25 protein-coding genes and 1 tRNA gene are annotated in these 26899 nt (G+C 51.6%); 18 read left to right on the top strand and 8 right to left on the bottom strand.

Annotated elements, in window-relative coordinates; all coding sequences use genetic code 11:
- Positions 1-146: 146 nt before the first annotated feature.
- The 12 genes from GILYN3_RS08035 to GILYN3_RS07980 all read left to right on the top strand — a co-directional run bounded on the left by GILYN3_RS08035 (position 147) and on the right by GILYN3_RS07980 (position 12801).
- Positions 147-728, top strand: coding sequence for a TetR/AcrR family transcriptional regulator (locus GILYN3_RS08035; RefSeq protein WP_049722614.1), 582 nt, complete (start codon positions 147-149; stop codon positions 726-728).
- Positions 729-755: 27 nt separating this feature from the next.
- A complete protein-coding gene (locus GILYN3_RS08030; RefSeq protein WP_049722360.1) occupies positions 756-1601 on the top strand; it encodes a sterol desaturase family protein in 846 nt (281 codons plus the stop codon).
- Between the two features lie 65 nt (positions 1602-1666).
- Positions 1667-2257: a sigma-70 family RNA polymerase sigma factor gene (locus tag GILYN3_RS08025; RefSeq protein ID WP_049722359.1), complete on the top strand. Its 591-nt coding sequence runs from the start codon at positions 1667-1669 to the stop codon at positions 2255-2257.
- A 21-nt stretch (positions 2258-2278) separates the two neighbouring features.
- Entirely contained in the window at positions 2279-2479 is a 201-nt protein-coding gene (locus GILYN3_RS08020; RefSeq protein ID WP_049722358.1) for a zf-HC2 domain-containing protein, read from the top strand.
- Between the two features lie 289 nt (positions 2480-2768).
- Positions 2769-4928: an FAD-dependent oxidoreductase gene (locus tag GILYN3_RS08015; protein WP_049722357.1), complete on the top strand. Its 2160-nt coding sequence runs from the start codon at positions 2769-2771 to the stop codon at positions 4926-4928.
- Positions 4925-5725 carry a DUF547 domain-containing protein gene (locus tag GILYN3_RS08010; RefSeq protein WP_049722356.1) on the top strand — a complete coding sequence of 267 codons (801 nt, stop codon included), beginning with the start codon at positions 4925-4927 and terminating at the stop codon, positions 5723-5725. The genes GILYN3_RS08015 and GILYN3_RS08010 overlap by 4 nt, the downstream gene beginning before the upstream one ends.
- Before the next feature lie 63 nt (positions 5726-5788).
- Positions 5789-8143, top strand: a complete 2355-nt coding sequence (locus tag GILYN3_RS08005) for a TonB-dependent receptor (protein ID WP_049722355.1) — start codon at positions 5789-5791, stop codon at positions 8141-8143.
- Positions 8112-9257, top strand: coding sequence for an ABC transporter substrate-binding protein (locus tag GILYN3_RS08000; RefSeq protein WP_084005206.1), 1146 nt, complete (start codon positions 8112-8114; stop codon positions 9255-9257). Before GILYN3_RS08005 ends, GILYN3_RS08000 begins: the two co-directional genes overlap by 32 nt.
- Complete coding sequence (locus tag GILYN3_RS07995; RefSeq protein WP_049722354.1) at positions 9254-10906, top strand: ABC transporter permease family protein; 1653 nt, start codon at positions 9254-9256, stop codon at positions 10904-10906. The genes GILYN3_RS08000 and GILYN3_RS07995 overlap by 4 nt, the downstream gene beginning before the upstream one ends.
- Complete coding sequence (locus tag GILYN3_RS07990) at positions 10899-11570, top strand: ATP-binding cassette domain-containing protein (protein WP_049722353.1); 672 nt, start codon at positions 10899-10901, stop codon at positions 11568-11570. Before GILYN3_RS07995 ends, GILYN3_RS07990 begins: the two co-directional genes overlap by 8 nt.
- Positions 11571-11574: 4 nt before the next feature.
- Positions 11575-12216 (top strand): CDP-alcohol phosphatidyltransferase family protein, encoded by a 642-nt coding sequence (locus GILYN3_RS07985; RefSeq protein ID WP_049722352.1) that lies wholly within the window; start codon positions 11575-11577, stop codon positions 12214-12216.
- Positions 12217-12327: 111 nt separating this feature from the next.
- Positions 12328-12801, top strand: a complete 474-nt coding sequence (locus tag GILYN3_RS07980; RefSeq protein ID WP_049722351.1) for a hypothetical protein — start codon at positions 12328-12330, stop codon at positions 12799-12801.
- Positions 12802-12963: 162 nt separating this feature from the next.
- Here the strand turns inward: GILYN3_RS07980 and ychF are convergent, their stop codons facing one another.
- From ychF to GILYN3_RS07940, 8 genes are all read right to left on the bottom strand, one after another.
- Entirely contained in the window at positions 12964-14055 is a 1092-nt protein-coding gene (ychF, locus tag GILYN3_RS07975) for a redox-regulated ATPase YchF (protein ID WP_049722350.1), read from the bottom strand.
- 109 nt (positions 14056-14164) lie between these two features.
- A complete protein-coding gene (gene pth / locus GILYN3_RS07970; protein WP_049722349.1) occupies positions 14165-14746 on the bottom strand; it encodes an aminoacyl-tRNA hydrolase in 582 nt (193 codons plus the stop codon).
- Positions 14747-14779: 33 nt separating this feature from the next.
- Entirely contained in the window at positions 14780-15412 is a 633-nt protein-coding gene (locus GILYN3_RS07965; protein WP_049722348.1) for a 50S ribosomal protein L25/general stress protein Ctc, read from the bottom strand.
- Between the two features lie 105 nt (positions 15413-15517).
- On the bottom strand, positions 15518-16450 hold the full coding sequence (locus tag GILYN3_RS07960; protein WP_049722612.1) for a ribose-phosphate pyrophosphokinase: 933 nt from the start codon (positions 16448-16450) through the stop codon (positions 15518-15520).
- A 206-nt stretch (positions 16451-16656) separates the two neighbouring features.
- Positions 16657-16731, bottom strand: a tRNA-Gln gene (locus tag GILYN3_RS07955).
- An 8-nt stretch (positions 16732-16739) separates the two neighbouring features.
- Positions 16740-17615, bottom strand: coding sequence for a 4-(cytidine 5'-diphospho)-2-C-methyl-D-erythritol kinase (gene ispE, locus GILYN3_RS07950; protein ID WP_049722347.1), 876 nt, complete (start codon positions 17613-17615; stop codon positions 16740-16742).
- Between the two features lie 43 nt (positions 17616-17658).
- Positions 17659-18312, bottom strand: a complete 654-nt coding sequence (gene lolB, locus GILYN3_RS07945) for a lipoprotein insertase outer membrane protein LolB (RefSeq protein ID WP_049722346.1) — start codon at positions 18310-18312, stop codon at positions 17659-17661.
- Entirely contained in the window at positions 18293-20026 is a 1734-nt protein-coding gene (locus GILYN3_RS07940; protein WP_049722345.1) for a tetratricopeptide repeat protein, read from the bottom strand. Before GILYN3_RS07940 ends, lolB begins: the two co-directional genes overlap by 20 nt.
- Before the next feature lie 190 nt (positions 20027-20216).
- Here GILYN3_RS07940 and hemA point away from each other — a divergent pair, with 190 nt between their 5' ends.
- From hemA to GILYN3_RS07910, 6 genes are all read left to right on the top strand, one after another.
- On the top strand, positions 20217-21551 hold the full coding sequence (hemA, locus tag GILYN3_RS07935) for a glutamyl-tRNA reductase (protein WP_084005202.1): 1335 nt from the start codon (positions 20217-20219) through the stop codon (positions 21549-21551).
- The gene (gene prfA, locus GILYN3_RS07930; protein WP_049722343.1) at positions 21551-22633 is read left to right on the top strand and encodes a peptide chain release factor 1; all 1083 of its coding nucleotides are present in this window, start codon (positions 21551-21553) and stop codon (positions 22631-22633) included. Before hemA ends, prfA begins: the two co-directional genes overlap by 1 nt.
- A gap of 14 nt (positions 22634-22647) precedes the next feature.
- Entirely contained in the window at positions 22648-23481 is an 834-nt protein-coding gene (gene prmC, locus GILYN3_RS07925; protein WP_408606310.1) for a peptide chain release factor N(5)-glutamine methyltransferase, read from the top strand.
- Between the two features lie 5 nt (positions 23482-23486).
- Complete coding sequence (locus tag GILYN3_RS07920; protein WP_049722341.1) at positions 23487-24242, top strand: HesA/MoeB/ThiF family protein; 756 nt, start codon at positions 23487-23489, stop codon at positions 24240-24242.
- A gap of 69 nt (positions 24243-24311) precedes the next feature.
- Entirely contained in the window at positions 24312-25697 is a 1386-nt protein-coding gene (locus tag GILYN3_RS07915; protein WP_049722340.1) for a YjgN family protein, read from the top strand.
- Between the two features lie 11 nt (positions 25698-25708).
- Positions 25709-26836, top strand: a complete 1128-nt coding sequence (locus tag GILYN3_RS07910) for a M48 family metallopeptidase (protein WP_049722339.1) — start codon at positions 25709-25711, stop codon at positions 26834-26836.
- Positions 26837-26899 lie beyond the last annotated feature (63 nt).

The raw sequence follows: 26899 nt of genomic DNA, 5'->3' as shown, positions 1-26899 counted from the left end.
AAACTGATCGGTCAACGCTGGCCTTTAGTCTTATTGTTAATACCCTTATAACTATAGTGTTTTGGCTATTAGGGTGGGGGTTTAGTAAGCTTTTTGTTATACTGATCGGTATAAGCTGCTTGTTGGTTGATGTTGAAGGTAAGAATATGTCCTGGGAAAAGTCGTTTGATGTAGATACAGCGCTAGAAAAGTCGATGCAGGTGTTTTGGAGCAAAGGTTTTGAATCGGCGTCTATTACTAACCTTATCGAAGAAACTGGGGTTAATCGGGGCAGCCTTTACAATGCTTTTGGCAGCAAGCGAGCTCTGTTTGTAAAGTCGCTGCTTAAGTACGACCAAGAGTACAGAAAAACCACATTGGCCAAGCTTGAGGCGTTAGACCAACCCAGCCAGGCCATTAGCCGTTTCTTTGATGATCTGGTGATTAGCACGGTTGAAGATACCGAGCACAAAGGCTGTTTTTTGTTTAATACGGTGTTGGAAGCTCAACAGCACGATGCCGAGGTGAACGCCATCGTTGCTAACGGCTTGCGAGAAATAGAAGGCTTTTTTCGGCGCTGCATAGAAGTTGGTCAGGTGCGCGGTGAGATTAGGCAAGATATTCAACCGGAATCCAAGGCTAAAGCGATGCTGGCGTTGGCGTTGGCCATTCGGGTTTTGGGGCGCGGTGCTTATCACGAGTCGGCTCTTAATGTTATTGCCGCAGAGGCTAAGTCTATTATTGCCTAAGGTTTGCGGTAAACACTGGAGTGTTAAATGGGGGCGACTGTCATGTCACATGAGGCGTTAATTAGAGTGGGGGTGTTTGCCTCATTTTTATTGGCGATGGCGCTATGGGAGGCGCTAGCGGGTTTTCGCCCACAGAACATTAGTCGCTGGCAGCGCTGGCCAAGTAACTTGCTGATTGTGGTGTTAAATACACTGGTGTTGCGTTTGTTTTTCCCTTTGGCGGCGGTAGGGGCCGCTTACTTGGCGGCAGATCGTGGCTGGGGCTTATTTAACCTGATTGCGCTCCCCAGTTGGTTGGCCGTAGTGGTCTGTTTTATTTTGTTGGATTTGACCATCTATTTTCAGCACCGTTTATTTCATGGGGTGCCTTGGTTGTGGCGTTTACATCGGGTGCATCATACCGATTTAGAGTTTGATATCACCACCGGCTTACGTTTTCATCCGGTAGAAATTCTGCTGTCGATTGCGCTTAAAATCATGGTGGTTATTGCCCTTGGCGCACCCGCACTGGCGGTGTTGTTGTTTGAAGTGGTACTAAGCAGCACCGCAATATTTAATCATGCCAACGTTAGTTTGCCAGCGTGGGCCGAGCGATGGGCTAGACTCATAGTGGTAACGCCAGATATGCACCGTGTGCATCACTCTATTGTTCGCCAAGAGACCGACAGTAACTTTGGGTTTAATTTACCTTGGTGGGACCGGTTATTTACAACCTATAACAAGCAGCCAAGCGCTGGCCAGCTGGGGATGGTTATTGGGATTGAGGCGTTTCGTCAGCCGGCCGACTTACGGCTGGATAAAATGCTGATCCAGCCGTTTCTTACCCCACCTACGGTTGATGCTACCGACGCCGATCAAACTATAAGGCGCTAAGCTGTGTGGTGCTAGCCGTTTGCTGGCGTGCAGCAATAAATTTTAGTTACTAATGAGAATAGACCATGGATTTATCCACTGAGCCTAAAAGTTTATTGCTTGATAAGGATTACCTAAATGATTTAAGGCGACAAATGTTTCGCTTTGCTTTGTTGCAAATATCAGATACTGCGGCGGCCGAAGATGCGGTGCAAGAGGCCTTAGCCGGCGCACTGAAAAATGCCGAATCTTTTACCGCATCGGCGGCGTTTAAGACTTGGGTGTTTGCGATTTTAAAGCATAAGATCACCGATCATTTTCGTCGCCAAAAACACCTTACAAGCGAAGCGGTGGATATCGATACCCCGAGCGATTTAGATGATCCATTTAAAGCTATTGGTCTTTGGTCTGCCGGTAAACGCCCCGGCGTGTGGCCCAACCCCGATCAGGCGCTAGAGGATAAGCACTTTTGGCGAGTATTTGACTCTTGCCTTGAGCATTTGCCAGGTCAGCAGGCGCGAGTATTTATGATGCGCGAATTTATTGGCCTTAGCGCCGATGAAATCTGCGAGTCTTTGTCTTTAAGTGTTAGTAACTTACATGTGTTGTTGCATCGCGCTCGGCTCAGGTTGCGTGGCTGTCTAGAAGAGCACTGGTTTAAGGTGAACCGTCCGTAAAATTAACAGGAGCTACTGATTATGATGAATTGTCGTCGAGCAACCCGCTTAATGTCTGAATCAAAAGAGCGTCCGTTATCAGCGACTGAACGGATGGCGCTGCGGGTTCATACCATGATGTGCAGTGCCTGCCGCCGTTTTGATGGGCAGCTAGATTTTTTGAGCCAGGCCGCGCAACGTTATAAAAGTAAGCCTAACCCCGATGACGAGCCAAAAGCGTAACGCAGCGCTCTGGTCACTTTCTATTCTTATTTATTATTCCCCCACTATTTATCAACCTTTAACCCAGCTGCTAACGCAGTAGCTTTGGGGGCTTAACGGTGGGGTACAGTAAGGGCTGGATGAAAAACAGTCAATTATTTTGTGCTTTAGTGTCTATTATTAATGACGGTTACACATTGTTTTTAATTTTATTAAATTTTTTTGTAAGAAAATCGAATCTAGCGCGACTACTACTCAAACGTGGCCTATTTGTCTAAATGGGCCCAAGACCAACGCAACGGGATACCGTATGAAACGTTTATTAATAGTGGCGATTATTATTGCACTAATCACCACTTTTTTTGCCACAGGCCTAAATGACTACTTAACCTTGGCACAACTTAAAAACAGCCAAGCTCAGTTTGACCTTTGGTTAAACCAATACCCGCTGGCGGTGCCATTAGCCTTTTTTGCTGTGTATGTGTTGGTAACGGCGTTGTCTTTACCGGGGGCCGCCATTATGACGCTGGCCGGTGGCGCTTTGTTTGGTCTTACCCAAGGCCTGTTACTGGTCTCTTTTGCCTCAAGTATTGGTGCCACCTTGGCATTTTTGGCGGCCCGATTTTTACTGCGGGGCTCGGTTGAACGCCGCTTTGGTGACCGGCTAAAAGCCATTAACCGTGGAGTCGAGCGTGAAGGAGCATTTTATTTGTTTACCTTACGCCTGGTGCCGGTGTTTCCGTTTTTTATTATCAACTTAGTGATGGGACTTACTCGGTTAAAAACCTGGACCTTTTACTGGGTTAGTCAGTTGGGCATGTTGGGCGGCACAATTGTGTATGTTAATGCCGGAACACAGCTGGCTGAGATCGACAGTGTTGGCGGGATCTTCTCGCCCGGTTTGATTTTATCGTTTGCGTTGTTAGGTGTTTTTCCGTGGCTCGCTAAAGCCATCGTGCGCTTGGTTCAGCGTCAGCGAGTGTATAAAGGTTGGCAAAAACCGAAACACTTTGATCGCAACTTAGTGGTTATTGGTGGCGGCGCTGGAGGTTTAGTATCGGCCTATATTGCGGCGACGGTTAAGGCCAAAGTTACACTGGTCGAGGCTCATAAAATGGGCGGTGATTGCCTTAATTATGGCTGTGTCCCCAGTAAAGCCCTGATTAAAAGCGCTAAAGTCGCGCAGCAAATGCGTCACGCAGATCAATACGGTTTAGCCGCTACCCAGCCCGAGTTTAGTTTTCGCGCGGTCATGGCCCGTGTTCATCGAGTGATTAAAGAGGTAGAGCCGCATGATAGCGTCGAGCGCTATACCAGTTTAGGTGTAGATGTCGTGGAAGGCTACGCCACTATTGTCGACCCTTGGACCGTTGATATTGCCCTTAACGATGGCGGCACCCAGCGGCTGACAACACGTAGCATCATTATTGCCGCCGGTGCTCAGCCATTAGTGCCCGAGCTGCCGGGGTTAGACGAGGTCGGCTATGTGACCAGCGACACGCTTTGGGATCGCTTTGCCGAATTAGACGCACCCCCTAAGCGATTGATTGTGCTCGGTGGTGGGCCTATTGGCTCCGAGCTGTCGCATGCTTTTGCGCGCTTGGGCTCGCAGGTAAGCCAGGTCGAGCGCGGCGCACGTATTATGGCTAAAGAAGATAAAGAGGTGTCCGAGTTGGCCCATCAAGTCATGACGGCAGATGGCGTCGAGGTGCTAACCGAGCATGAGGCGCTGCGCTGTGAGCGCGACGGCGACGATAAATATTTGGTGGTAAAACACAACGGCCAAGAAAAACGTTTAGCGTTTGATCAGCTGCTAGTGGCCGTAGGCCGTAAAGCTCGCTTGACCGGTTATGGCTTAGAAACGTTGGGTGTTGTTACCGAGCGCACTGTTGCGACCAACGAGTATCTGGAAACCCTTTACCCTAATATTTATGCCGCGGGAGATGTTGCGGGGCCGTATCAGTTTACTCACGTTGCCGCGCACATGGCTTGGTATGCCGCCGTTAACGCGCTGTTTGGGCAATTTAAACGCTTCAAGGTGGATTATCGCGTTATCCCTTGGACGACGTTTATTGATCCAGAGGTGGCTCGTGTTGGCCTGAGTGAGGCCGACGCTATTGAGCAAGGCATTGATTACGAAGTGACTCGCTTTGAGTTGGATGAGCTGGACCGGGCCATTGCCGATAGTGCGACAACAGGGTTCATTAAAGTGTTAACGCCTAAGGGTAAAGACAAAATATTAGGTGTGGTGATTGTGGCCGCCGAGGCCAGTAACCTACTGGCGGAATTTGTTTTAGCCATGCGCCATGGTCTTGGGCTCAATAAAATACTGGGTACGATTCACGCTTACCCTACGTTGTCAGAAGCCAATAAGTACACGGCAGGCGAATGGAAAAAAGCTCATAAGCCCGAGCGAATTTTACAGTGGCTTGAAAAATTCCACACTTGGAAACGTGGCGGCGAGCGATGAAAAAAGTTTTATGGTTACTGACCTTTATAGTGAGTGCTCAGAGTGTCTTAGCCGCAGAGTTTGATCATCAACATAGCGCTTATGCCAAGCTGTTAACCGGCAGTGTTAGTTGGAGTGAAGATGGCAGCAGCTCGGGCGTGGATTACCCCGCAGTAAAAGCTCGCTTAAACACATTAACGCAATATTTGGTGCAGGTGTCTGAGGTTGATCAGCACAGCTTTGATGCTTGGAGCAAAAGCCAACAACTGGCGTTTTTAATCAACGCTTACAACGGCTTTACTTTGCAGCTTGTGCTTGAGAATTATCCGGTAAAGTCTATTAAAGACATTGGTCGTTTTTGGCAGAGCCCCTGGCAACAAAAGTTTTTTAACTTGCTGGGGGCCGAGCGGAGCTTAGATGAGCTAGAACACCAGCTTATTCGCGAGTCCGGCCGCTTTAACGAACCGCGTATTCACTTTGCCGTTAACTGCGCCTCACTGGGTTGCCCGGCGTTGCGACCAGAGCCTTTTACCGCCGAGCAATTAGAGTGGCAATTAGAGGATAGCACCCAGCGGTTTTTGCGCGATAAAAGCCGTAACCGATACCGCGATGGTGAGCTCCAAGTGTCGGCAATTTTTAAATGGTATCGGCAAGATTTTTCGCAGGGTTGGCTTAACAGCAATAGCTTAAATGATTTTTTTCTACGCTATGCCGACAGCATGGAGCTTGATCAAAATCAGCAGCGACAGCTTAAAAACAATGAGCTTGAATACCGTTTTTTACCCTACGATTGGCGTTTAAATAGCGCGGCAGAATAACTCTACGGACAGCGTTAAGTGGATCGTACGGTTAAGTTTATCGAATCAAGGAGTAGTGCGTTAATGACGTTTTATTTTGGGGCATATAGGCCCACCCAAGCCCAGCTGCGCAGCTTGTGTGCCAGCGCAGTGTTAATGGCAAGTCTGCCCAGCTATGGGCAAGTAGAGCGCATAGAAAGCGTGTTGGTGGTGGGCGAGGCACTGAGCGGTATGGGTAATATCCGCAGTGAAGATATTGATGGCGCTTTTGGTTTAGGCCAAACACTCGCCGATATTGGCCGCTCCATCACCCCGATCACAGAGGGCATGTTAACCGAGGCCGCGATTGATAACTTGCAGCAATTGCAGCGAGTTGCGCCCAATACCTTTCAGGCAAAAGGCTTTGGCGCGCCCAGTTTGCCCACTCTCCGTGGCCAGCTGGGAGAGTTATTCTCGGCGGGCATGCGGCGCCAAGCGGGCAACAACGGCTTGGGTATTCCGCTGTCGTTTAATTCGGTGGGGCAAATCGATATCGTGCGCGGTACGCCCTCGGTCATTTTGGGCACAACTCAGCGCACCGGTGGGTTTGTTAATATCACGCCTAAGCGCGCCGATTTAACCGCATCCGAGGGGCGCTTTAGCCTTAGTGCCGGCGAGTGGGATCAGTACGGCGGACAATTGGATTACGCCTGGGTCATCGACCCCGAGCGTCAGGGCGCGCGGATTAGTGTGGAGCACAAAGACGAGGGTAGTTTTTATGACTACGCGGGCCTAGACAGCACCAACCTGTTTGCCTCGTATCGGCTTGTGCCCAATGAGCAAACCGAGTGGAATGTTTCTTTAGAATATTACGATGTCGAGTGGACCGATAACGCTGGGATAAACCGTCCGACACAAAATTTGATTGATCACGGTTTATATGTGCAAGGCCAAGGTGTGCAGCCCAACGGCTCGACAGTACCTGGGGCTTTTGCCCTTGTTAGCCCCACTGGCGAGATAAAAATTCCCCGCAGTACAGTAATGACGCACCCGGATGATATTAACGGCGCCAAGACTGCGCTGCTGCACTCGGTGTTATCCATCGATTTAGGCGATTCGCTGCGCTTGGTAAACCGCTCTTACTATGAGCACCTTGAGCGCGAGGAGATCGCGCAAAACAGTTTTGTCGAGATTATCGATGGTGCCGATAGCTTTGAAAACCGTTTAGAACTGCATTACCGCAACACCATTGTGGGCGCCACAGTGCGTTACAACGATGTGCTGGGTTACAGTCAATTCAGCACAGAGGCCGATTTGCCCAGCGACTTAACCGGCCCGCTCAGTAACCGCGAGATTCCCCTTAGCACCGAGCAGCAAGCACGCTTAGTGCAGTTGCGTCCTGGGTTGTTTGTCTCCCCCGGCGCGCAGTACGATCTTAATAACGACGGGCTTGGTGACTTTAATTTATCGGACACCACAGACTCTACCAGCGTGCAAACCGGGCTGTTTATTCAGCACCAACAAGCGTTGAGCGAACGGCTGCAATTAACTCTAGGGGCGCGCGGCGATTGGTACGATGTAACCGCTCGCGACCCTATTGCTCCAGCGGCCGTGACAGCCGCGCGCGATAGCCACAATGACTTTCTTAAAGCTGGCGAGGCAACTCTGCATTACCGTGCAACCGCTGCACTGGCGGTATATGCCACTGGCAGCTATAGCGAATCTACCTCAAACAGTATGGCCGGCGGCACGGTATTGGGCGGCGATAATAAAATTGATTCACTTAATTTTGCCACCGAAAACACACTGTACGAGCTGGGGGTAAAGTACGCACCGGCCGGATCGCCTTGGTACGCCGATGTGGCCGCGTTTGAGCAGACCCGCAGTTTGCGCAATCGCGATGGCAGCAATAGCGGTATTGCCACTCGCGGTGTTGAGGCGCAGCTGTTTTATCGCGGTGATGACGCCTGGGCAAGTGTGGGGGCAAATTGGCTCGAGGCTAAGTTTGATAATTCGGCAGCGTTTCAAGTGGCCCGGCAAGTGAGCGATACTTTTGATAACTCGCGACCCGATATTATCCAGGGCACTGGTGTTGGGGCGCCTAACTCGGCTGCTTTTGCGGTTTCTAATCAGCGCTTGCAAGGTTTACCCGAGTGGAGCACGTCCGCCGCTGGCGGTTATCAGCTGAGCGATAACTGGTCGGTTGGCGGCTCTTTGGTGGTGACCGGCGCTTACCCGCTGGATTATTTGCAAACGGTTACCGTTGGCGAACAGTTCACCATTAACGCGAATGTTGTCTATGAATTTAATCAAGGCGCGAGCCGTATTCGCTTGGATGTCTTTAATCTAACCGATGAAGAAAACTGGACACCTGTGTTTGAAGGCGGTTACTTTGGGTCATCTTTGGTTTTTCCGGAACAGCCACGTTATGTTCAAGCTCAGTTTACGCAATATTTTTAAGCGTTTAGTTATTGCCACTTGGTTACTGGCCAGTACCTGTGCCGTCGCAGACTGGCCCGAGGTGTTGGCCGAGGCCCGCGGCGATACGGTTTATTTTTATGGCTGGGGCGGCTCCGATGCTGTTAACCGCTATTTGCGTTGGGTCGACGGCGAGCTTAATCGTCATTACGGGGTGCGCTTAAAACACGTTAAAGTGGCCGATATTGCCGAAGCGGTGCAGCGTTTACAGCTGGATGCCGCAGCCGGCCGCGCTAACAATGGCGCGATTGATTTGTTGTGGATCAATGGTGAGAACTTTCATGTGCTAAAGCGCGCTAAACTACTGCGCGCCGATGTCTTGGCCGCTTTGCCCAATAGCGCTTTGTTGCTAAACGATAAACTACCGTTGTCGAGTGATTTTGGCGTGGCGGTGGATGGTTTAGAGGTGCCTTGGGGAATTGGCCAATTTAATATTATGGCCCGCACAAATAGCTTTGCCGATAGCGCGATTAATGCCGAGCAACTATTAGCCTTTGCGCGGCAAAATCCGGGGCAATTAAGCTACCCCAAACCGCCCGATTTCATTGGTACCACTTTTTTAAAATCGCTGTTAGCGGAGCTTAGCGAGCAAGACCCGCGCCTGTACCAGCCTGCTACCGATAACGCCGCCGAGCAACTGTTGCCATTGTTGTGGCATTACTTAGATGCACTGCACCCGCTGTTGTCGGAGCAGGGCAAGGTCTTTGCGCAAAGCTCGGCGCAACAGTTGCAGTGGCTGGCCGATGCCAAACTCTCGGTGGCGTTTAGCTTTAACCCGCAAGAGTTGTCCAGCAAAATGAGTAGCGGACACCTGCCCGACAACTTACAGCAACATTATTTTTCCCTCGGCGCTATTACCAACAGTCATTATCTGGCGGTGCCGCGCAATGCCTCGCACCCTGCGGCGGCTAAAGTGGCGATCAACTTTTTACTCTCTGAGGCCGCCCAAGCGCGCAAAGCCGATACCGCTTATTGGGGCGACCCGCCGGTTATTGATCTGCCTCAAGCTGGCACCTTGCTGCCGGCGGCAACAGAGCTGCACGCCAGTTGGCAGAGCTTACTTGAGCAGCACTGGCTGCAGAGATACCAGCGGTGATCAAAGCCTCGCGTTTATTTACGCCAACGGCTGTGATCAGCTTGCTGGGGCTGATTATTTTACCGTTGGGGCTGGCGCTGCTGGCTTTTGGTCAAAAGCTTAGCGGGGTAACGGCCGCCGAGTTGCACACTTTTAGCCATGCGCCGGGGTTGGGCGCAGCGACCTTGTATTCATTGGCGCTGGCGCTGCTGGCACCTTTGTTGGCCTGTTATTGGGCGCTGGCTTTTAGTGCTCGCAGCTCGGCCAAAGTGGTGGCTTGGTTGTCGCCGCTGTTGTCGATTCCACACTTGGCGTTTGCTGTGGGCATGGTGTTTTTGTTTAGCCCCAGCGGCTGGATAGTTCGTGTTTTGCACGAAGTGAGTGGAGCATTTGCCGCACCGCCCGATTGGGCATTGTTACCCGAGCGCTCTTTTATAACGTTGCTGGTGGTACTGATCTTAAAAGAAGTACCGTTTCTTTTATTAATGATTTTTAGCGCCTGCTCGCAGTTGCCCATCGAGCGCTACCGTCAGCTTGGGCAATCGTTAGGTTATTCGGCTAGCGCCAGTTGGTGGCAATTAGTTGTGCCAGAGCTGTTGCGCCGGTTAACACTGCCGATGGCGGCGGTGATGATTTACAGCTTATCGGTGGTGGATATTCCGCTGCTGGTTGGCCCCAATTTACCAGGGGTTTTGGCGCAAGAGGTGTTTGCCTGGCAACGGGATTTTTCATTAGCCGCTGCGGTTAATGGCTTGCTCGGCTCGGTATTGTTGCTGCTGCTGGCGTTGGGCTTACTGGGGGTGAACCGATTGCATCAGCCGCTGTACCATTGGCTGTTGGTACGAGTGTGGCGGCACGGATGGGTGCTGCCTAGGTTGCTGGCTTGGCTTGGCCGTGGTGCTATGGTTGTGGCGCGCATTTGGTTACCGCTGATGTTTGTGCTTGGGCTTGGGGTGTTGCTCTCGCTACTGGTTTGGTCGCTGGCGGCCGGCTGGTTTTACCCGCGTTGGTTGCCTGCCGGGTTGAATGCCGAGGTGTGGGTGCGAGAGTGGCCGTTTGTGCGGCCGATGATCTGGACTACCCTCAGCCTTGCGATTGCCAGTGCCTGCGTGGCACTTGTGGCGGCGCTTGCGTGCTTAGAGGCGCAACATAAAGAGGGCCGGGTTTGGCCCCAGTGGCCGATGCTGTTGGCGCTGTTAGCGCCGCAGTTACCCTTGGTGATGGGTTGGCAGTACAGCTTTAGTTTTTATCAGCTTACGCCCCATTTGGGCTGGGTGTTTTGGGCCCACTGCGTGTTTGCGTTTCCCTATGCTTACTTGGTATTGGCCGGAGATTACCAGCGCTATGATCGGCGCTGGCTGTTGGTGGGGCAATCGCTGGGTTACTCGCCGTGGCGCTGTTGGTTTACGTTATTACTGCCAATGTTGCGCCGGCCTGTACTCTACGGCTGGGTGATCGCGTTTAGCGTTAGCGTCGCTCAGTACTTGCCCACGCAACTGTTGGGCGCCGGCCGAATTATTACGCTAACAACCGAGGCGGTTAATGTTAGCAGTGGCGGTGACCGTCAGTTGTTAAGTTTTTACGCGCTTTGGCAATTTATTTTACCGCTAGTCGCATTGCTGGCGGTAACGGTGTATTTAGCGTTGGCATCTAGGAGGCACAATGCTTAAGTTGCAACAGGTAAAAATCGCACGGGCAGGGCAAACCTTGTTGCAGGTGCCCGAGCTAACTGTGGCGCCAGGCAAGGTTGGGATGATTATGGGGCCCAGTGGCAGTGGTAAATCGACGCTGCTTTTGTGGTTGTTAGGCCAAGCGCCCGCGACTTTTGATATTGCCGGTCAGCTTAGTTTAAACGATCAAGATATTACCCAGCAGGAAGTGAGTGCGCGGCGTATTGGTATGTTATTTCAGTCGAGTTTGTTGTTTCCGCATATGTCGGTCGAGCAAAATTTATTGTTTGCTTTGCCACGCCGCGCGCCGTATCAATCGTGTGCAGCACGGCTAGCGCGGGTCGAAACTCTGTTGGCGGCCGTGGCTTTAGCGGATAAGCGCAAAGCGATGCCAGATACCCTCAGCGGTGGCGAGCAAGCGCGGGTTGCGTTGTTGCGCGCGTTAATCAACGAACCTAAAGCGTTGTTGTTAGATGAGCCCTTTGCCGCGCTCGACCAACACCGGCGCGAAGAGGTGCGGCAGTGGACCTTTGAGCAAATTGCCCAATGGCAAATACCGGCACTAATGGTGAGCCACGATCTGCAAGATCGCCCTGCGCTGGCGCAACAACGTGGCCCGTTACTCAGCATCGGCAACGCCGCCACGCATTTAGTACAGGAGTAAAACAATGTTTGATACGCGCATAGTGCCGCTGACACGGGCACCGTTAAAATGGCTGGCGAGCTACTTACATCGCTGGGGGGTTAACGCCGATCAGGTCACTCTGGTGGGGTTTGCCATTGGCATTTTAGCCGTGCCTGCACTGGCATTAAATTGGTATAGCGTGGCATTGGCTGCAATTGCGCTAAACCGGATATTTGATGGACTAGACGGCGCCCTTGCACGTATTCACGGCATCAGTGACGCCGGTGGGTATTTAGATATCGTATTAGATTTTATTTTTTACAGTGCGGTGTGTTTTGGTTTTTTACTGGCCGATCTAGATCGTAACGGTGTATGGGCAGGTTTATTAATGCTCTCTTTTATGGGCAGCGGCGCAACCTTTTTGGCTTTCTCTGCGGTATCCAGTAAACATAATATCGCCAACCCAGACTACCCACAAAAATCCCTCTACTACATGGGCGGTCTAGCCGAGGGCTCCGAGACTATATTCTTTTTAATATTGTTTTGTCTTTTTCCGGCGTATTTTCCGTGGCTGGCGGGGATTTTTGCAGTGTTATGTTGGATTACAACGGGCTCTAGAATTGTTGCCGGTTATGTTACCTTGAAGAGGTTGGGTGTAGAGGTGAGTGAGAGCGAAGGCCTTTAGCGCGAGCTTTTATAGGCTGTGAATTACAGTGCGTAATATTCGCGAGCGGTATCGGGGTATTTGTCGGCGCAGTAAGCGGTTTTGTTTAGGTGAGCTTAGGAGGTTTTTTTAATGAGTAATAAAGAATGGGTTGAAGGTCAGCGGGTGTCACCCAAAAGAATGTTTTTTGGCGCTGCTTTTTTTGTTTTTGGTGTGTGTCCGTTTGCTTATTTAGCTTGTACTGGCAGTGGTGCGGAGCAATGGTTTGGTTTGATCGGCGCTATAGTATTATTTGTACTCGTACTTTTTTTTGTGTTGTATCGCACTCGGTTATTTGTTGATCCTGAAGAAAAGCTGTTGTATGTAGAGAAATCTCTGGGTGTTACCTGGGTTAAAGAATTTTCCTATGGCGGGTGTTGCTTAGATACGGAAGCGGTTCGAATGATGCGAGGGTCGCCCGGGGGGGAGTATGGGTCGCACGCGGCATGTTCTATTCTTCTGGTAGACAAGGTTGCGGACAAGAAAATACTACTTTTCTCTTCGGATGACCGAGTAGATACCTCGAGAGTTTTTGCTTATCTGAAAAAGTACGTAGAGAAATGTTGAGTCGTATGTGTATGTAGTGATTAAGCGGCCTGGCTAAGATGATGGCCTTTAAACGGCTGAAGGGTAACGAGGCCGCGCACAGGGCCAGCCTCGTTACCTCTTACTTTAAAAAAGCAAAAGCTACCCGCTACAATCGGCTACACGGGCACATAAACGCCAGCACTAAACATTAAACAAAAAGTGCAGTACATCGCCATCTTTTACCACATACTCTTTGCCTTCTTTGCGCGCCTTGCCCGCTGTTTTTGCACCCTGCTCGCCTTTGTATTCGATAAAATCGTCATAGGCGATGGTTTCGGCGCGAATAAACCCTTTTTCAAAGTCGGTATGAATGACGCCTGCTGCTTGCGGCGCTGTGGCACCAATCGGGATGGTCCAAGCACGGACTTCTTTAACGCCTGCGGTGAAATAGGTGTGTAGGCCTAGTAGCTGATAGCCGCCGCGAATTACACGGTTTAAGCCCGGCTCGTCCATGCCTAAGTCTTGTAAAAACTCAATTTTTTCGTCTTCTTCTAGTTCGGCAACTTCGGCTTCAAGCTTGTTGCAAATAGGCACCACAATAGCGTTTTCGGCAGCGGCGATGGCGCGCACGGTGTCTAGGTGTGGATTGTTTTCAAAGCCATCTTCGGCCACGTTAGCAATGTACATGGTGGGCTTTAATGTCATCAACGATAATTGACGCAGTTGCTTGGCCTCATCATCGGTTAGCTCGAACGAGCGCAGTGGTTTTGCCTCATCTAGGTGCGGCTGAATTTTTTCTAGCAACGCTTTCATGGCAATGGCGTCTTTGTCCTGGCCTTTGGCGGCTTTACTAAAACGCAGGTGAGCTTTCTCAACGGTTTCTAAATCGGCCAATGCCAATTCGGTATTGATAACGTCAATGTCGCTGGCAGGGTCAATTGTGCCTTCAACATGAATCACATTCTCGTCTTCAAAGCAGCGTACCACGTGGGCAATGGCGTCGGTTTCGCGAATGTTGGCTAAGAACTTATTACCTAAACCTTCGCCTTTGGAGGCGCCAGCCACCAAGCCCGCAATATCGACAAATTCCATGGTGGTGGGGATAGTCTTTTCAGGTTTGACGATCTCGGCCAGCTTGTCTTGACGCGGGTCCGGTACTGCCACCACGCCAGCGTTAGGCTCGATAGTACAAAAAGGAAAGTTCTCTGCGCCAATGCCGGCATCGGTCAATGCATTAAACAGGGTGGATTTACCTACGTTCGGCAAGCCGACGATTCCGCACTTAAAGCCCATTGTTGATCTCTCGCGTTGCTGATGTGTTCACTGGGTGAAAGCCCGCGATTATACATGAATTTTGCTGTTGAACGGGGAGTGAGGCTAGAGATAGATTTGACGCGAGGTGTTACTGGCTATGCAACTGATGCATGGCCTTATTCCACTGGCCGGCTACCGCATCGGGCAGTGCGTTAATAGCGCGATCTATGGCGTCGTCAATTAGCTGCTGCTCGCTTTGGGGGGCGCGCTTTAACACGTGGCCGGTGACTTGTGCCGCCGAGCCCGGATGGCCAATGCCAATGCGAATGCGCGCAAAGTCCTTACTGTTGCCCAGCGAGCTAACGGTGTCTCGTAAGCCGTTATGGCCGCCGTGGCCGCCGCCAATTTTTAGTCGGACAACACCGGGGGCGAGATCTAGCTCGTCGTGCGCGACCAAAATAGCTTGCGGTGGGATTTTGTAAAATAGAGCTAGCGCAGCGATAGCTTTACCGCTGAGATTCATAAAGGTATTGGGGATAAGCAGGTGAACGTTGCGGCCGCCAATGTTAACGCGGGCGGTGTCACCAAAAAACTTTTTATCAGAGGAGAGGCTGGTGCCTGACTGGCGAGCCAGTTCAGACACCAGATCAGCACCAGCATTATGGCGGGTTCGGTGGTAATCGGGGCCGGGGTTACCCAAACCTACAATTAACTCAACCGGTGTATCCATAATGCAGTGCCTTTTTACCGCTAAGCTTGCAACTTACTCGCTGTCAGCTTCGCCAGCGTCTTCTGCATCATCAGCAGTAGAGCCTTTAGGCTTGTTGATAGCAACAACAGGCAGATCGTGATCTTCGCCGTGTGCCAAAGCAACAGAGGTAACACCTTTAGGCAATTTAATGTCTGAGATGTGTACCACTTGGCCCAGTTCAACGTCAGCCAGATCAATTTCGATAAACTCAGGCAGGTTGGCAGGTAAACAGCTAATTTCCAGCTGTACCATGTTGTGCACGATGTTGCCGCCTTGAGTTTTAACGCCTTTGCTGGTTTCTTCGTTGAGGAAGTGCAACGGTACGCTAGTGTTTAGCTTTTTGGTTTTAGAGACGCGCATAAAGTCGGCGTGAATCAACAAAGGCTTAGCTGGGTGACGTTGCAGATCTTTCAGGATCACGTCTTCGGCTTTGCCATCGATAACCAAGCTAATGATGTGCGAGTAAAACGCTTCGCTTTCTAGGTGTTTGGTGAGTTCTTTGTGGCTAACAGTAATGCTGGCAGGTTTTTTAGTGCCACCATATACAATACAAGGAACCACGCCAGCCAAACGACGCAGGCGGCGGCTCGCACCTTTCCCTAAATCGTTACGGCCTTCAGCATTCAAAATAAAATCTTCACTCATGAGAGTTTCCTTTAAGGTAAATCCACGAAGGTCCGCGACCAGAACGTTTCGTGGGTTAGTTGTAGCCGCTGGTGCGGCAGTTGTCCAAGCGCTGGTGTCCGGCGATTACTCGCGGAACATCGCGCTCAGAGATTCTTCATTGCTAAGACGGCGTACCGCCTCAGCTAGCATGCGCGATAGCGTTAAGGTGCGCACTTTGCCGCACTGCTTAATGGCATCGCTAAGCGGGATGGAGTCGGTAACAACCAATTCATCCAGCTCGGAGTTGTTTATGTTTTCTGCGGCTTTACCCGATAGCACTGGGTGAGTCGCATAGGCAACAACTTTGGTGGCGCCTTTCTTTTTAAGAGCAATAGCGGCGTTACACAAAGTGCCGGCGGTATCGACCATATCATCGACCAGTAGGCAGGTACGGCCGTCGATATCACCAATAATATTCATAACTTCGGCAACATTGGCCGAGGGGCGGCGTTTATCAATAATCGCCAGATCAACACCCAGTTGTTTTGCCACTGCGCGCGCACGAACGACGCCGCCGATATCTGGAGACACGACCACCAGATCTTTAAATTGTTGTTTTTCGATGTCCTCGAGCAATACCGGTGAGGCATACACGTTATCTACTGGAACATCAAAAAAGCCCTGAATTTGCTCGGCGTGCAGATCGACTGTCAACAGGCGATCTATGCCAGCGCCAACCATCATGTCGGCAACCACTTTAGCAGTAATAGGTACGCGGGCCGAGCGAACGCGACGGTCTTGGCGAGCGTAGCCAAAGTAGGGGACTACTGCGGTAATGCGGCCAGCTGATGCGCGACGCAGAGCATCGACCATAACGATCAGTTCGATTAGGTTGTCGTTAGTGGGCGCACAAGTCGGCTGCACCACAAAGACATCTCGGCCTCGAACATTGACGTTAAGCTCAACAGCGACTTCACCGTCGCTAAACTGGGAGACTGAGACGTCACCAAGGCTCATGCCTAAATGATCGACAACTTTTTTTGCCAGATCGGGATTGGCATTGCCGGTAAAGACCATTAAGTCTGTCACGTCAGGTACCTTTGTTAGTCAGCTGTTCGGGTTGTTTGCCCTTAAGTTTTAAAAGGGTAATACAAAAACACCGCGCTATGCGCAGTGTGGCGATGATACCCGGCAATGGCCAGAGCGAGGTAGGTAGTAGAGAAGTGCCTAAAAGCTCAAGCGGCAATAATATTGTGCCAAGGGTACCGCGTCGCTTTGGAATATGGCTGGGGCGGAAGGATTCGAACCTTCGCATGACGGGATCAAAACCCGCTGCCTTACCGCTTGGCTACGCCCCAGTAGCAACTTAATCAGGAATTAGGTGGTAGTAAGATGCGCTGTTGATTCCGCGACCGATAAATCCGGTTATACCGTCTGGCAACTGAGCCAAAACTTGCTCGGCTTTAACGGCTGAATCAAAGGCGGCAAATACGCACGCTCCTGTTCCTGTCATTCTCGCATGGTTAGAAAAATTCTTCAACCAAATCAGTGCTTTATCGACTTCTTTATAAAGCTCTCTAACTAATGGCTGGCAATCGTTTCGAGTGCCCCCCTGCGAGAAGGCCGCTACTTTAATGGGGCGTGTGTCTCTTGTCAAACCTTTGTGGCAAAAAATTTCGCGAGTGCTGACATGACAGTTGGGGCAAAGCACTAAAAACCACTGTTGCGGTAATTGTACCGGGGTGAGTTGTTCGCCTATGCCCTCGGCCCAGGCCGAGCGGCCCTGTACAAACACGGGCACGTCGGCACCCAGTGTGCGGCCGATGCTCATTAGCGTATCGCGCGAACAGCCGGCGCGCCATAAGTGGTTTAAAGCAATAAGCGCAGTGGCGGCGTTTGAGCTGCCGCCACCAATGCCGCCGCCCATGGGTAGGCGCTTGTCGATGGTTATATCGGCGCCCAGTAAGCCCTTGCCTGTGGTTTGCATATAAGCCTGCAAGGCGTTGGCGGCGCGATAAATTAAATTATCGCTTGTGGCGACTCCGGGTAATTCTGGCGAGAGTTTAATGCAGTCGTCTTCGCGCATCGTAAAAGTTAGTAGGTCACCTATGTCCAGCAACTGAAACAGGGTTTGTAAGTTGTGATAACCGTCGGCGCGGCGCCCGGTAATGTGTAAAAACAAATTGAGCTTGGCCGGCGAGGTTAACGTTAAGCTGCTGGGCTGAGTTGTGGTGTGTGTCATGGCTGTTGCACTGCACGCGGATGGGGTGATGGTTTGTTGGCAATCATGGTGCTGTGTTTTCGATGCGCCAATCGTATACCGCAATAACCAAACGCAGCTCTTGGTCGTTATCAAGTTTGCGGCTGGCAATTAATCGGCTGGGTAAAAAAACTGTCTCGACAGCTTGATAATTGGCGTACGACAATTGCCAGCCAGCTTGGCTTAGCGTGCTTAATAAACCATTGTCATCGCGGGTTAGATTGTCGATGGGCAGCGTCAAAGCCGGCAAGCCTAGCAGCCAATCGGTCAGTAAGCTTACCGGTAGTTCCCAGCCGGTTTGTTCGTACAGTAACGCCTCTGCGCTAGCGGAATGCAGTGGTGCGCTGTCCGGTTGGGTGAGCGTAACGCCCTCGGAGTTACCATTAAGCTCTACTCGGCCCTGGCCCAGCGGGCCCGATAAACTGATCTGAAAATTATCTGGTGTTTGCTGCCAGTCGAGTCGCGCCGAGCCATTTTGCGCCGGCGAGCGCAGCCCAGCTTTGGCCTGCAGCTGCCATTGGTTTATGGCGCGCACCCGTTGCTCGTGGGCCTGTTGGTCTACCGGTGCCGCTGGCGCGGGGCCGGGCAGTTGGGCGCAGCGGCTCAATAGCAGTATCGCCAGCAGTGCTGTGGCAATGCGTAAAGCACACATAGCGATATTAAATGGGGGTGTCTGCATCAATATTTAAGCGCTGTAGTGTTTGTAAAATGTGCTGGCTTTGCGGTTCTATTTCGAGCCCGCTGCGCCAAACATTCAGGGCTGCTTTATGTTGGCCGGATACCCACAGCACCTCGCCCAAGTGTGCGGCGATCTCGTCGTCTGGGTAAAGCTGCATGGCTTGCTCTAAATTCTGCTGAGCTTGCTCAAGGTTGCCTAGTCGGTACTGCACCCAGCCCATGCTGTCGAGTGTGGCGGGGTCGTTAGGCTGCTGCTCTAAGGCGCGTTTAATAAAGTCGTAAGCCTCGGAGTAGCGATCAGTTCGGTCTGCCAAAATATACCCAAGGGCGTTCAGTGCGGCGGCATCGTTGGGGGCGTATTCTAAAATATTGCGCAGATCGGCCTCGGCCAAGTCGATGCGATCTAAGCGCTCGTGCAGCATGCTGCGAGCGTACAATAAGCGGCTATTGTTGGGGGCCTCATTTAGCGCATCGTTAAGCACAGTTACGGCCTGCAGCTCGTCGCCGGTCATTAATAAACTTTGGCTGTACAGTAGCGCTAAGTGATCGTGTTGCTCGGGTAAATCGTGGCGTAGTTGTTGGTAAAACTCGGCCGCATTTTCGGGCTGATCTAACTGCAAGTACAGCGTTAATACGCGGGTAGTGGCACGGTTAAAGTCTTCGCCGGAGCGCACCAGACGATAGTGCGCGATCGCTTCTTCTGGGGCGTCATTTTGCTCGGCTAATGTAGCTAAATAAAAATGCGCAGCGTCGGTTTGCTGGTTAATGTCGAGCAAGCCTTGGTAGCTGGCGGCGGCGGTATCGGTGTCGCCGCGCTCTTCAGCCACTAACGCCAACGCTCTTAATAACTCAGGGTCCCCTGGGCTGGTATCGACCAGCTGTTGAAATTGCTGCTGCGCTTGCTCTAAATGCTCAAACGTCAGTAATCGCGCGTATTGTAGCCGTAGGCGAGTGTTGTCTGGGGCGATTTTTAATTGTTTGTTAACCAAATCCAGTGCGGCGGCGTTGTCACCGCGCTGATGTAATAAGCCGCTGTTTAGAATCAGGGCCGGCGTGTTGTTGGGAGCCAACTCGCGTGCCTGTTTAGCCAATGTGAGTGCGCCATCGAAATCGCCCTGTTGCTGGCGCAACAGGCCGGTGCTAATAAGTAATGGAATATCGCGGGGTTGCTCGGCCAATAATTGCTCGTAGTGCTCAAGCAGCACTTCGCGCTGGGTGTCGGTCGCGGTGGCGGCATTGGCGGCGATGCTTTGTAATAGGGCGCCATTGTCGCGAGTATGAGCGGTGCGGGTGCGCATAAGCGCCTCTAACAGATGGCCGGCATCTATTTGCGCCAATATGGCGGCGGCTTGAGCGTCTTGGTTGTCGGGTGCGGTGTCGGCCCACAGCGTCGACGAGCTTAATATCGCCTCATTAATATCCATGTAGCGCGCGATCATATAAGCGCGCTCGGCTACTTGTGGATCTTGGGTTTGGCGGGCTTGCTGTAGGTAATTAGCCAGCGCTACATCTAGGCGGCCACGGCTGCCGGCAAGCTCGGCGCTCAATAGCGCGTACAAGGTATCGCTGGTAAAAGCCCGCGCCGGTAGTGCGGCCGGTTTAGCGGTAACGGCCTGTTGTGGCTTAGGCGGGGCGGTTTCTTGTGGCGGCTGTTGCGCGCAGCCAAACAGGCCGCCCAATACGGCTGCGTAGATCGTTAAATGTACGGCTTTCATGTGTGCTTCCTAAACGTAAAACAGGGTCAATACGGTGCTCATTTGAGCCTTGAACTTAAGTATACCAAGGCGGAATGATCGTAAATGACAAGGCAATGGCCAGTCCGTGATAAAATGCCACTTGTCAGCAGCCTTTGCTAGCTGGACAATGACGCCCTTTGAATCCTGTATCGGTAATGACCCAGACTGCATGACATTATTGGCTTTTGGCATCAATCATACAACCGCCCCTCTGCATATTCGCGAGCGGGTAGCGTTTGCGCCGGATGCGGCCATCGCGGCCCTGACGGCGTTAAAAAGCCAAGCGGGTGCCGATGAGGCGGTGATTTTGTCGACCTGCAATCGTACCGAACTGTACTTGCACAGTCAGCAACACCCAGATGCTCTGCTGGATTGGCTGGTTGATCACTCGAGTGTATCCAAAGCTGAATTGATCGAGTGTCACTATTTGTATTCGGGCGATCAGGCCCTGCGGCACATGATGAAGGTTGCCGGTGGGCTGGATTCACTGGTGCTTGGCGAGCCGCAAATTTTAGGGCAGATGAAGTCAGCCTACGCCACCTCAGACGAGGCAGGCACGTTAGGGGCGCATTTACGCCGGGCATTTCAACAGGCATTTGCGGTGGCAAAACAGGTGCGCACGCAAACCGCCATTGGCCAAAACCCAGTGTCAGTAGCTTATACCGCCGTCACCTTAGCGCAGCAGATTTTCTCGGATTTAAAGCAAGATACCGCGCTTTTGATTGGCGCTGGTGAGACGATCGAGCTGGTAGCGCAGCATTTATCCGAGCAGGGCATTAAGCACATTATTGTGGCTAACCGCACCTTGGGGCGGGCGCAACAGCTGGCCGAGCGGTTTGGTGGTGAGGCGATACTGTTGGCAGACATCCCCGCCTGTTTGGCGCGCGCCGATATTGTGATTTCATCCACCGCCAGCCAGTTGCCTTTGTTGGGTAAAGGCGCGGTCGAAGCGGCGCTGAAAAAACGTAAACACAAACCGATGTTTATGTTGGATATTGCCGTGCCGCGCGATATCGAAGAGCAGGTGGGCGATTTAGATGACGTGTATTTGTATACTGTCGATGACTTGCATGTTGTTATCGAGAAAAACAAAAAAAGTCGTGCCGATGCCGCCGATGCCGCACTGGCTATTATCGAACAACGAATTACGGCATTTGCCCGCGAGCTGCGAGCGATGGATGCGGTTGATACCATCAAGGCTTACCGTTCTAAAGCCGATCAACTGCGCGCCCAAGAGTTAGAGAAAACACTTAAATTACTGCACGGCGGAGCCGATCCAGAAAAAGCGTTAACGCAATTGGCCCGCAGTTTAACCAACAAGTTACTCCACGCGCCGACTACCGCGCTGCGTGAGGCAAGTGCCAACGGTGAGTACGAGACAGTACGCTTGGCGCATCGGTTATTTGCCATTACTGAAAACGATATCGAACAACAATCGGACGCGGTGAGAACGTCTTCTAACGAGACGATTGAACCCCACAATGCGGATGAAAACGAGAACTAATGAAAGCTTCTATTTTAGAAAAGCTGGATAGATTAAGCGAACGCCATGAAGAGGTAAGCGCACTGCTTTCCGATGCCGGTGTTATCTCTGACCAAAATAAATTTCGTGAGCTGTCAAAAGAGTACGCCGAGCTGGAACCTTTGGTGGTCGCTTATGATCGTTATCGCGCGGTGCTTGCTGATCTTGCCGAAGCGCGTTCGATGCTTGATGAAGGCGACGCCGATATGCGCGAGATGGCGCGCGAGGAAATTGACGAGTGTAACGAGAAAAAATCGCCGCTTGAAGCCGAGCTGCAAAGGTTGCTGCTGCCTAAAGACCCCAACGACGATAAAAACGTATTTTTGGAAATTCGCGCCGGTACCGGTGGCGACGAAGCGGCAATTTTCTCGGGCGATTTATTTCGTATGTATTCGCGCTACTGCGAGCAGCGCGGCTGGAAGATTGAAGTGCTAAGCGAAAACCTTGGCGAGCACGGTGGCTACAAAGAACTTATTACTCGTGTCAGCGGTGCCAACGTGTACGCCAGTTTAAAGTTTGAGTCGGGCGCACACCGGGTGCAACGTGTCCCCGAGACAGAGTCGCAAGGTCGCATTCACACCTCGGCTTGTACCGTTGCAGTCATGCCCGAGGCCGATGAGCTGGATGAAATTGCGATCAATAAAAATGATCTTAAAGTCGACACCTTTCGCGCTTCGGGTGCCGGTGGTCAGCACGTTAACAAAACCGACTCGGCCATTCGTCTTACCCATATACCCAGCGGCGTCGTGGTCGAGTGTCAAGATGAGCGCTCGCAGCACAAAAACCGTGCCCGTGCCATGTCGCTTTTGGCTGCCAGGTTAAAAAATGCGCAAGAAGAAACCGCCGCAGCGTCTATTGCCGAAGAGCGAAAATCGCTGGTGGGCAGTGGCGATCGCTCGGAGCGTATCCGCACTTACAATTACCCGCAAGGGCGCGTTACCGATCACCGTATTAACCTCACCTTGTACAAATTAGACGAAGTGATGCAAGGCGCGCTGGATGAAGTGGTGCAACCTTTGACCCATGAGTTCCAAGCCGATCAGCTTGCCGCTTTGGCGGAATAATTCAGCGTGACAGTCTGATGAATGTGCAACAATCACTGCGCTGGGCGCAAGCGCAACTGGAGGCGAGCGACAGCGCACGGCTTGATGCCGAAGTGTTGTTGGCTTTTGTGTTGCAAAAAGCACGAGTGTATTTGTACACCTGGCCCGAGGCCGAGCTGGATAACGCAGCACAAACTCAGTTTGAGCGGCTCGTTATCGCGCGAGCGGCCGGCGAGCCGATTGCCTATTTAACGGGTAGCCAAGAGTTTTGGTCGCTGCCGTTGATGACCAATCGCCATACGTTAATTCCCCGTGCCGATACCGAATGTTTGGTCGAGCTTGCGTTAACGCTCGCGCCAAATACCCCAGCGCAGGTGCTCGATTTAGGCACCGGCACTGGCGCAATCGCTTTGGCCTTGGCGAGCGAGCGACCTAACTGGTTGCTAACGGGGGTTGATCGTGTACTTGAGGCGGTAGCGCTAGCCGGCCGTAACGCTAAAGCCTTGGCGATCAACAATGCGACATTTTTACAGAGCGATTGGTTTGCCGCGCTTACCGATAAACGCTACAACCTTATTGTGAGCAACCCGCCTTATATTGATGCCGACGATCAACATCTGGCCCAAGGCGATGTGCGCTTTGAGCCGCGCTCGGCACTGGTTGCACCCGCCGCAGGGCTGGCCGATATTCAGCGTATTGCCGTCGATGCCGGAGCGCATTTAGAGTCCGGTGGGTATCTTTTGTTAGAGCACGGTTGGCAGCAGGGTAGTGCCGTACGAGAGCGCTTAAGCGCCGCAGGTTTTATCGCCGTTGCCACTCATCAAGATTTGGCCGGCCGCGACAGAGTAACCGTGGGACAACAACCATGAGAGAGATGAACGACGATCAACTACTGCGTTACTCGCGGCAAATTATGTTGCCGGGCGTTGACATCGAAGGGCAAACGGCGTTGCTGGATGCCCGCGTAATGATCGTGGGCTTGGGTGGACTCGGTGCGCCGGTGGCAATGTACTTGGCAGCGGCTGGGGTGGGTGCGCTGGTGTTGGTTGACGACGATGTTGTTGAGCTGTCTAACTTGCAGCGCCAAGTGATTCACCACACCGGCGACATCGGCCAAAGCAAAGTCGCAAGTGCGGCGGCAAGTATTAAGGCTATTAACCCCGATGTGGCGGTAACAACTCATTGTCTGCGGTTAAGCGCGGCTAATTTAACGCCGCTTTTAGATGGGGTACAGGTGCTGCTCGATTGCAGCGATAATTTTGCCATTCGGTTCGCGTTAAATGCGGCGGCGGTTGCACATCAAATACCGTTGGTATCTGGTGCCGCGATTAGGCTAGAGGGGCAGGTGGCGGTGTTTGACTCACGCGACCCTAGCAGCCCTTGTTATCGTTGCTTGTACGACGAGCAAAATGACGAGAACTTAAGTTGTTCAGAGAGTGGCGTGTTGGCGCCACTGGTGGGTGTGATAGGCTCTATGCAAGCGTTAGAAACCATTAAGCTGCTGGCGGGTATCGGTGATGGTTTAACCGGTCGACTGCAGTTGTACGATGCACGTAAAAGCGCGTGGCGCGAAATGCGCTTACCGCGCGACCCAGATTGCCCAGTATGCAAAGATCGAGCATACCAGTGATAAAGAATAAATAAATTCAATCAGTATCATCAACAATAAAAAACAGCGATAGAAAAGGAACTTTAAATTATGCCAACTTATAAAATCATCTTGTTGGGCGCCGCGCCCGGCGTTAGCGATATTCAGGCGCAAGCAGGCTTTGCCAAAATATTTAAATTAACCCCCGAGCAAGCTGCGCCAATGTTTGCTAAAACCGGTCGCGTTTTAAAATCGGGCTTAACCTCCGAGCAAGCCACCGCTTATATAGGCAAGCTGGCTGCGGTGGGTGTTGCCTGTGAAATGCGTGAAGAATCACCGCAGCAAGCAGAGCCAGTAGCAAGCCCTGCGGCAGAATCTACTGCTGCAGCTAATACGGAACAACCGACTGCGGAACAATCTGCTGTAGCCTCTAAGCCTCGGCCCGTGGCTTTTGTCTTTAACGGTAATGGCTTTGAGTATTTTAAAATCTGGATCGTCAATATTTTGCTCTCTATTGTCACTCTGGGTATTTATTCCGCCTGGGCCAAGGTGCGCAATAAACAATACTTTTACGGTAATACCTATTTAGATGATGTGAGTTTTTCTTATACCGCCAACCCAGTAAAGATTTTGATTGGTCGCATCATCGCACTGGTGTTTTTAATTGTTTACAGCGTGTCTGGACAGCTGAGTATTATTGCCAGTGGCGTGATGGGGATTTTACTTATGGTGTTTATGCCGTGGGTAATCTGTAAGTCACTGCGATTTAATGCTCGCTATAGCAGTTATCGCAATGTCCCGTTTGCTTTTAATGGCAAGGTATGGGGCGCCGCTTGTGCGTTTATATTTTGGCCTATGTTGGGTTTTCTGGTGGTGGGCTTGCTGGCTGCGCCGGGTTGGATATTCTTTGATACCATTCAGATGATATTTATTTTGCCTATCCTGATGGTTGTTGTATTGTTCGGTTTGTTTCCGCTTGTTTTTTGTAAGCAAAAACATTTTATTTACGGTAATCATAGCTTTGGTACTAGTCCGTTTCGTTTCTCGGCCACCGCAGGTAGTTATTACCTAGCGTTTTTATTGGGTATTGGGATGTTGGCGCTGTTTGCGGGTGTCGGGTTTTTGTTGGCTACGACCGTTAATCCTGCTTTGTTTCAGCTGGTCTTTGTTCCTGGGTACCTAGTTGTGCTTGCATTTGCGATGGTTAGAATCGCCAACATCAACTACAACGCCATAACCCTTAACGATCACGCGCTGCGTGCTAATTGGAAGCTGGGTCCTTACCTTTGGTTAATGGTTTCTAATACATTGCTTATTGTTCTTACTCTTGGCCTATTTATTCCGTGGGCCAAAGTGCGCACCGCGCGCTTTAAAGCTGAGTACACCAGTGCTGTGTTTGTGGGCGATATGGATGCAATGGCCGCTGACGAGCAAGTTAAAGTGAATGCCTTGGGCGAATCGGTAGGCGATTTGTTTGATATCGAAATTGGTTTTTAAGGGAGTTGACTGTGACCATTAAAGGCCGTTGGTTTGATGGCAAAAGCTCTAAGTCGTGTGATGCCTTATTGGTGCTAAATGATACGGGTCGAATCAGCGTCACTGATGCGGCCAGCCATGAGGTGCTGATCGAGGTCGATACTGCCGAGCTGGACATCTCATCGCGGCTGGGCAATAGCGCGCGATTTGTTCGCTTTGCCAATGGCAGTGCGTTTGAGACGGTGGATAACGCCGCCGTTGATGCGCTGCAAAAAAGCTGGCATAAAAGCACCGGCCAAGGGCTATTACACAAATTAGAGTCGCACTTGGGATTGGTAGCTGTAGCCGCTATCTTGGTAATCGTGTTGGTGGTGGGCGGCGCTGTTTATGGCGTGCCCGCCACCGCGCGCCTAATTGCTTTTCAGTTGCCACAAAATACCCTTGATACGGTTGCCGCCGAAACCATGGGCATATTGGATCGCACTCACTTTGATGACAGTGAGCTGAGTGATGAGCGCCAAGCACAATTACAGGCGGAGTTTAAACCGGTGCTTGCGCAATACCCCGATATGCCACTGAAAGTCGAGTTTCGTAAGGGCGGTGATAGCATCGGTGCCAACGCTTTTGCTTTACCCGACGGCACCATTATTTTTACCGACGAGATGATCGAACTGTCGCAAACTGCCGCCGAGCGTATTGCGGTGCTGGCCCACGAAATCGGCCATGTGGCCGAGCGCCACAGTTTGCGAGCAGTCATTCAAAACGCTGTGTTGGGTTTTGTTTATGTCACCTTAGTGGGCGATGGCACCGCGATGGGCGATTTGCTGATTGGTTTGCCGGTGTTGGCTACCACCATGTCATATTCTCGCGATCACGAAACAGAGGCCGATGTATTCTCCGCCCAGTTTTTAGATCATGCGGGTATAGAGCGCCAAGCGTTTGTCGATCTTATGCAACGCTTGGGCGATACCATGCGCTGTAATGAGCTGATTGACGACGCTAAGGACGTTGATGAAGACGCGTTGTCGGATACCGAGCGTTTAGCCTTGTGCGAAACGCTGATCGCAGAAGGGGGCGATGAAGACGACAGCCAATGGCAAGATTATTTATCGACCCACCCTGGGTTAAAGCAGCGGTTGATTGATTTTACCGCTGAGTAACAAGCGATTTGTAAAGGCGAGCTTTACTACGAAGTGCCGCTTTTGAGCTCCCCTGCGGCTGAG

Origin of the sequence: Gilvimarinus polysaccharolyticus (genome assembly GCF_001187555.1) — a bacterium.
Taxonomy (GTDB): Bacteria; Pseudomonadota; Gammaproteobacteria; order Pseudomonadales; family Cellvibrionaceae; genus Gilvimarinus; species Gilvimarinus polysaccharolyticus.
The sequence above is the reverse complement of the archived record's forward strand: the minus strand, read 5'-3'. Positions and strand labels throughout refer to the sequence as shown.